Annotated in this window: 6 protein-coding genes and 1 pseudogene; 1 reads left to right on the forward strand and 6 read right to left on the reverse strand. The window is 45.4% G+C overall.

Annotated features, from left to right (window positions below):
- Positions 1-120 precede the first annotated feature (120 nt).
- Both RH949_RS25605 and RH949_RS25610 read right to left on the reverse strand, forming a co-directional pair.
- Positions 121-786, reverse strand: coding sequence for a FecCD family ABC transporter permease (locus RH949_RS25605; protein ID WP_446357106.1), 666 nt, complete (start codon positions 784-786; stop codon positions 121-123).
- A 206-nt stretch (positions 787-992) separates the two neighbouring features.
- Positions 993-2,196 (reverse strand): annotated as a pseudogene (locus RH949_RS25610) (IS1380 family transposase); the annotation flags it as partial.
- A gap of 143 nt (positions 2,197-2,339) precedes the next feature.
- On the opposite strand from RH949_RS25610, the gene RH949_RS25615 reads away from it, so the two are divergent.
- Positions 2,340-2,528 carry an ExbD/TolR family protein gene (locus RH949_RS25615; protein WP_446357100.1) on the forward strand — a complete coding sequence of 63 codons (189 nt, stop codon included), beginning with the start codon at positions 2,340-2,342 and terminating at the stop codon, positions 2,526-2,528.
- Between the two features lie 176 nt (positions 2,529-2,704).
- Here RH949_RS25615 and RH949_RS25620 read toward each other — a convergent pair whose 3' ends face one another.
- The 4 genes from RH949_RS25620 to RH949_RS25635 all read right to left on the reverse strand — a co-directional run bounded on the left by RH949_RS25620 (position 2,705) and on the right by RH949_RS25635 (position 6,202).
- Positions 2,705-2,848 carry an SUMF1/EgtB/PvdO family nonheme iron enzyme gene (locus tag RH949_RS25620; RefSeq protein WP_446357108.1) on the reverse strand — a complete coding sequence of 48 codons (144 nt, stop codon included), beginning with the start codon at positions 2,846-2,848 and terminating at the stop codon, positions 2,705-2,707.
- A gap of 21 nt (positions 2,849-2,869) precedes the next feature.
- Entirely contained in the window at positions 2,870-3,928 is a 1,059-nt protein-coding gene (locus RH949_RS25625) for a reverse transcriptase domain-containing protein (protein WP_446357102.1), read from the reverse strand.
- A complete protein-coding gene (gene avd, locus RH949_RS25630; RefSeq protein WP_446357110.1) occupies positions 3,925-4,275 on the reverse strand; it encodes a diversity-generating retroelement protein Avd in 351 nt (116 codons plus the stop codon). The genes RH949_RS25625 and avd overlap by 4 nt, the downstream gene beginning before the upstream one ends.
- Positions 4,276-4,426: 151 nt before the next feature.
- A complete protein-coding gene (locus RH949_RS25635) occupies positions 4,427-6,202 on the reverse strand; it encodes an SUMF1/EgtB/PvdO family nonheme iron enzyme (protein ID WP_446357104.1) in 1,776 nt (591 codons plus the stop codon).
- Positions 6,203-6,460: the final 258 nt, after the last annotated feature.

Here is a 6,460-nt window from a genome sequence, read left to right on the forward strand (position 1 = left end):
GTTAAGGCTGATATCGAGCAACAATGCCGGGTATCAGCCAAGCGCAAGCGTTAACGGTTATCGACCAAAAGTTACACCGTGGACTTATACCAAGGCAGAATTACTGATGGGTAGGTTTGTCTAGGTTTTTAGAAGCGGTAAGTCTTCCCCCAATGCCATCAAATCGAGCCAACGCGAAATCAGCCACGCCAACGGCAGTAAAATCAGAAACCAAGGGAGTAATCGCCATAGCTGATCCCAAGTGCGGGCGTAGGTACTCCCCACCAGCCAGACTAATGCCTGTGCGACTCGTAATTTCGCGATCGCAACCAACAGATTAGTCCCGGCGGCACAAAATGCAGAAACGGCAATCCCTACCAATGCTAGGCGGGCGGGTGACACGCCTCCTTGCCAAGCCGCTAAATAGACGCAACCAAATGCCACAAACGCACCAATAAAAGCGGCAATGGGAACCGCTTCCACAGGCGCATTTGGCAATATTACCAGAACAAACACCGCCCCCAACCCAGCCCCGGAGGTAATCCCAATAATTTCCGGTCCAGCTAAGGGATTGCGAACCACACCCTGCAAGAGTAAACCACTGGCGGCTAGGGATGCACCAGCGAAGAGGGCGACTAAAAGACGGGGGAGTCGCAGGTGGAAAAGGACTCGTTCTGAAAGGGTTGTACCCTGCCCCACTACGGTATTTAAGAGTTGCTGTACGTTGAAGGAAATCCCGCCTAGCCCCCCAAAGGGCGATCGACAGTCGGTAACGCTTCCCCCGCATTTCTCACAAACTAATACTATAAGTCAATTTGCCGCTTAAAAGTTGAGATTTTTAAAGAAGAATATAAAAATTCCAATTCATCAAACAAAATTATCCTGAAATTGTCAATTATCACCTGTTTTTTTCACTCAAACTTAGTTAATCACGCCAAGTTTACACGACAAAGCCGACTGAAATAAAATTCAGTCACCTCAAAAATCATTTAGTTGTTATGGAAGCCGAAAACTTAAGAAGTATTGGGAATAGCTTGAATTCTGGAATGAGCAATAGCTAAAATCTCTTGATAAGGACAAGAACTGGATATGGCAATAACAATTCTTCTCACACTAACCGTAATTCTCGCTCCTAATTTAAGGAAATTGAGGCGAATTGTTCCGACAGTTGCTTTGGACAAAGAAGTTTTCTTCAAGCCGTGATAACGAAATGCTTGCATTAAAACATACGCCATTGAAGATAGCCAGAGTCGAAGTTGATTACTTTGAAAGGTTTGGGTAGAAGTTCGGTCAGCAAATAAGTCTAATTGCTGTTCTTTAATCCGATTTTCCATTTCTCCTCTCGGACAATATTGTTTAGTATAAAGTTGAGAAGGCGTAATTTGAGAAGGAGGTAAAGATGTGACGACGTGACGAAGCTCTAACCCTTCACTCCCATAAACCACTTTTGTTACCACTCTTCTTTGACGACTCCATGACTTTTCAGTTTGATAATAGATAGAGCGAAACCAAGTTGCGTTGGGAACTAACTTTCTCACCTCTTCTAAGTCTTCATCCTTAGAGAAAAGACTATCCATCAATTCAGTGACTGGCAATAACTTCTCTTCGTATTCTTTTTTTGCTTTTTCAATAAGATTCGTTGCTCGTAACTTCAATTGGCTATTTGTTGCCATTGCTATCACATGATTTACCCCTTCTTTCTCTTCACAAAAGTTCATAAGCTCTTCACGAGCATAAGCACTATCGCCTCGCACTATTATCTGCGTATTATGCCATTTTTCTCGAATTAAGCCAATGATTCTCTGCAATTCTTCTAATGCTTCTTCGGCTGGGTCTACATTAGAAGGACGTAATGAAAGCCACTAATAAATGATGTCCACAGAAGATATATAAAGGTGCATAGCAAACTCCTTTATAATAAGTATTAAAAAAGGCTCCCTCTTGATGTCCATGCACTTGGTCATCAGTCACATCCATGTCTAAAATGATTTGTTGAGGAGGGGTTTGATAAGACTCTAAAAAGATGTCTACGAAGGCTTTCTTGATTTCTTCCGGGTTAGCTTCAATGCGATGATAGCGGGACTCTTGTTGTTGAAGGATTGTTTCCGGACAATATTCAAGTCGATTTAAGGTACTCTTCCCGGCTAAAATGGCTGATGATGAGTCATCTAAATTGAGCTTTTCTAGAGCTATTGCTAAGGCAGGGTCATAGCGTAATTGGTTAGGTTGAGGAGCATGATTATTCAGAGGCTTGAAGGTGCAACACACTGTTGTGTGCGGCTGTGGGGAATAAATGGGCTTAAATCCTTGTCTGGCAAGGTTTTTGTGATTTGCGCTCGCGCTTCTTGTGAGAAATGCGGGTGAACCGCCAGTCGATTCAACTGGATGGGTTAGAAACTAAAGTGCGCCAGCTTATGGAACCCAATTCGGAAGCGCTAGTTATTGTCCAAGCCGATACTGTGGTTGATCATGGTCAAGTTGTTGCTGTCATGGATCGGTTACGTGAGATTCCAGGGGCGAAATTAGCGATCGCAACTAAACAACCTTGAGACGTTGGGCAACTTATGACCTCAAAACTAGCAAATTGGAGGTTGATCAGGATTGGGCAACCGTTCAGCGTTCACTTACCAGGCTACCCAACCCATGTTAATTTTCGCATATCGTCACCGACATCACGGGAATAGGTCTGGACTCTTGGTTAGCACGGCTAATCGATTCCCATCAATTAGTTCTGGCACACAAGAGCGCACGCCGCACCACAGACAACCCGAAACCCGTTGTTGTTGTTCCTGTTGTCTGGGGTATTCCTGTTGCGATTAGCACAACGACAGTTCCTGGGATTGTTGTTCCACGAACCACCGCGCAACAGCTGGAAGTGCCTATCCCTTCTTCACGGTCTCGAAAATACGAGATCCGCGAATATCTTTTGACGTAATCGCCAGGTGTCCCCTTGTTCTAGATGCGCCACCCAGCTTTGCAGAGATTGATAGACCTCTTGAGCGCTTATTCTACCCTGATTGTAGTCCGTTTGTAGGCGGCGGAGTCGGCGTCTAGCACGGCGCAGGTTTTCGGTTCGCACCCGAATTTGGTTAGGTAAAATCCGAAATCCGAGAAAATTTGCCCCTTGTTTCGTCTCAAAAAGTTGGCTTTTAATCGGATGAATTTTTAGTCGTATTCCAGCCAGATAGTCTTCTATCGCCGAGCGAACTAGGGTAAGCTTTTGATGATCATCTGAAAACAGAGCAAAGTCATCCACGTAACGCACGTAGTTTTTGATTTTTAGCTGTTCTTTGATAAAATGATCCAATCCATTCAGATAAACATTGGCAAAAAATTGGCTGGTTAAGTTGCCAATGGGTAAGCCACGTCGTCGTTGTAGAGGTGTCAGTAACAAATCACCGGGGAAATGGTCAACCACTGGGTCTTGCTCGTTGCTATTATCAATAATCGTATCGATTAACCACAGGGTATCTTTACATTTGAGCTTGCGGCGTAGTTGAGTTTTGAGAATAGCGTGGTCAATGCTGGGAAAGTATTGGCGGATATCACACTGGAGAACGTAACGCTGGGAACGAGCAAATTGGGTAAAGCGGCGTAAGGCACGATGGGTGCCAAATCCAACACGGTTGGCATAGGAATCAGCGATAAATGTTCGTTCAAAAATGGGTACGATGATATTACACATGGCATGATGGACGACTCTATCGCGATAGGGAGCGGCAGAAATCAGGCGACGTTTCGGTTCGACAATTTCAAATGTTTTGTATGTTCCTGGCTGATAGGTTTTCTGATCAAGTTCTGTTTTTAATTGGAATAATTCAGCCTCTAGATTATAGTTAAAGGTGAGAACATTGTGGCGAAACCGCTTTCCTCGTTGCGCTTGTCGTGCCGCATTGAGCAAGTTCTCAAACGCGATAATTTGATACCAAAGATTGCTATGCCTTTTCATCGGGATATCGGGCGCTTGCGTTGTTGTTTGATCCAGCCACCCAGGTCTTGCCCGATGGTATTTAATAATTGTCCGGCATACTCGTACCGTTGTACAGAGATGAGCTCAAAATCCAGGAGTAATCGGGTTTGATAGCGAAGGATGTCTAATTGACTATTGAGTGATTCTAATTGGGCGAGTTTTTCTTGGGCATACCGTGCTATAATTAGTCCGTCTAGAATGTCATACAGTCCGGTAATCATCCGGTCACCTAAAAGAAATTTATGATTTCGAGGGAGGCGGTTGAGAATTGGAATGTACCAGCGAATTAAGTCGTAGGTTTTCTGGATAATCGGTAAATCGCTCACAACACTCATTGCTCGATTCGGTTATAGGAGGTATTCTGACAGACTATTAGTGATGTTGGCTATAAAAAAATCTAAAAAAAATCGACCCGCCTGCGGCGGGAAGAGGGAAAAGAAAATAGGGTAAAGGGTAAAAGGGCAAAAGTGTCAAGGGCTAAAGAGTCCACGCCGCACCACAGACAACCCGAAACCCGTTGTTGTCGTACCTGCCGACTGGGGTAAGCCAGCCGCGATTAGCACAACGACAGACCCAGGGATCGCCGTTCCACGAACCACCGCGCAACAGCCGAGAATGATTATCATTACCATCAACGATCCAAGCTTGACCATCTGACGGCGCACCTTCATAACTATCATGCCATTGGTCAAGACACCATTCCCACACATTTCCATGCATATCGTACAAACCAAAGGCATTCGCGACTTGAAAACTGCCCACCGGAGTGGTTTCCTCACGATACTTGCCCTTCGCACCTGCACCATAGGTAGAATTCCCGTCATAGTTGGCTAAGTCGGTTGTAATCGTCTCGCCAAAATGAAACGGTGTTGTTGTTCCAGCACGACAGGCATATTCCCATTCCGCTTCGCTAGGAAGTCGGTAGTTCCAACCTGTGTACTGCGATAACCGCGCACAAAACTCCACACAATCATACCATGATACCTGCTCGACAGGACGGTTTTCTCCTTTAAAGTAAGAGGGTTCAGGGTCAAGTTCTCGCTCAACTTTGGGCAAATGAGCCACCGCTTGCCATTGCGCCTGAGTAATGGGATATTTACCTAGAAAGAAGGGTTGAATCGTCACCCAATGCTGAGGACTTTCATTATCCTCATGTCCTTCCTCCGTCTCTGGCGAACCCATTAGGAATGTACCACCCGGAATCGCCACCATTTCTAGAGGCACATCGCCAAGGGTTTCAATGTAATGGTAAGCCTGATGAGAGCGACGATTCAGGGTTAGTTTTCTTTCCTTCCCCAACACCCCTGATTTAACCTCTACCGTCACCACTTGAAAGTCAAATGCTGACACGGGTAGGGTTTTGGCAGTTTTGGCAGGCTGAACCGTGGCTGAACTCTCAACGGATGAAGATGTCACCGAACAAATAATTGGCGGTTCAAACGTTAATAACGCCAACCACGCTTCGATTGATTGGGGGCGGTCTTCCGGTTCTAGCGCCATTCCCGATAAAATAGCCTGGTTCGTGGCATCACTTAACCCAGAAATAATTTGTTGCGGTGGTACTAATTCTGCGTTACACATCTTTCGCCCCAAGGAACCAACGGGACGCTGACCTGTCACCCCATAATATAAGGATGCCGCTAAGGTATACACATCAACCATAACCTCTCGACTCCCTAATCCAATCTGCTCATAGGGGGCAAATCCCTGATTCCCGGCTTTATCCGTGGTTGTACTTGTGGTTGGGATTAATCCTTTAGCAATGCCAAAATCAATTAATACCGCTTTTTCCGGACTCCGCACCATAATATTCAGGGGTGTCGCATCCCGATGCACTAATCCCGCTTTGTGAACCACACGCAGCGCATCCCCAATCTGGCGAATATATCGCACCGCCTGTGCTTCTGACAACGCGCCTTGATTCTGCACGTATTTCCACAAACTCTCCCCTGGGACATAATCCATCACCAGACAGTGAATTCCCGCCTCTTCAAACAAATCCGTCACCCGGACAATATGAGGATGGGGGTCATGACAAATTTTAGCGACTCGCTGTCCTTCTTGAATAAAGCGGTTCAGATATTTTGGATAATCGGGGTCATTTTGCAGACGGGCGTTCGGCGTTTTAATCACAAAATCTTGGTTGAGGAACTGATGATGGACTCTGTAGGTGATTCCGAATCCGCCCTCTCCCAGGATACAATCCACCACAAAGGGGCGACTTTTAAACTGGTGTCCTGGCTTCCATGCCATGGGTCCTTTATCCCTCTCCTAATACCATTGCCAATTATCGCGTCAATTTTCCCTGGGAAATATCTCAAATTATAACCGTTTGCTCGTAGGAGTTTAGTTACCAAACCCCTACTCGTCATTTGGACTTTGGACAAAAAAATGAGTTTGCGTAATTTTTACGCAAACTCATTTTTAACTTAATTAAGAGGAATTAATTTGACGATGACCGAAAAGTTTTACTCGTCTTTAACTCCCTCATTTTTCCCAGAGATATCCGGC

This window comes from Coleofasciculus sp. A1-SPW-01, from assembly GCF_040217205.1.
Lineage (GTDB): Bacteria > Cyanobacteriota > Cyanobacteriia > Cyanobacteriales > Coleofasciculaceae > Coleofasciculus > Coleofasciculus chthonoplastes_A.

Coding starts and splice junctions, on each gene's coding strand:
- RH949_RS25625 (WP_446357102.1), bottom strand. CDS start 3,928: ATGAAAAGGCATAGCAATCTTTGGTATCAAATTATCGCGTTTGAGAAC.
- RH949_RS25635 (WP_446357104.1), bottom strand. CDS start 6,202: ATGGCATGGAAGCCAGGACACCAGTTTAAAAGTCGCCCCTTTGTGGTG.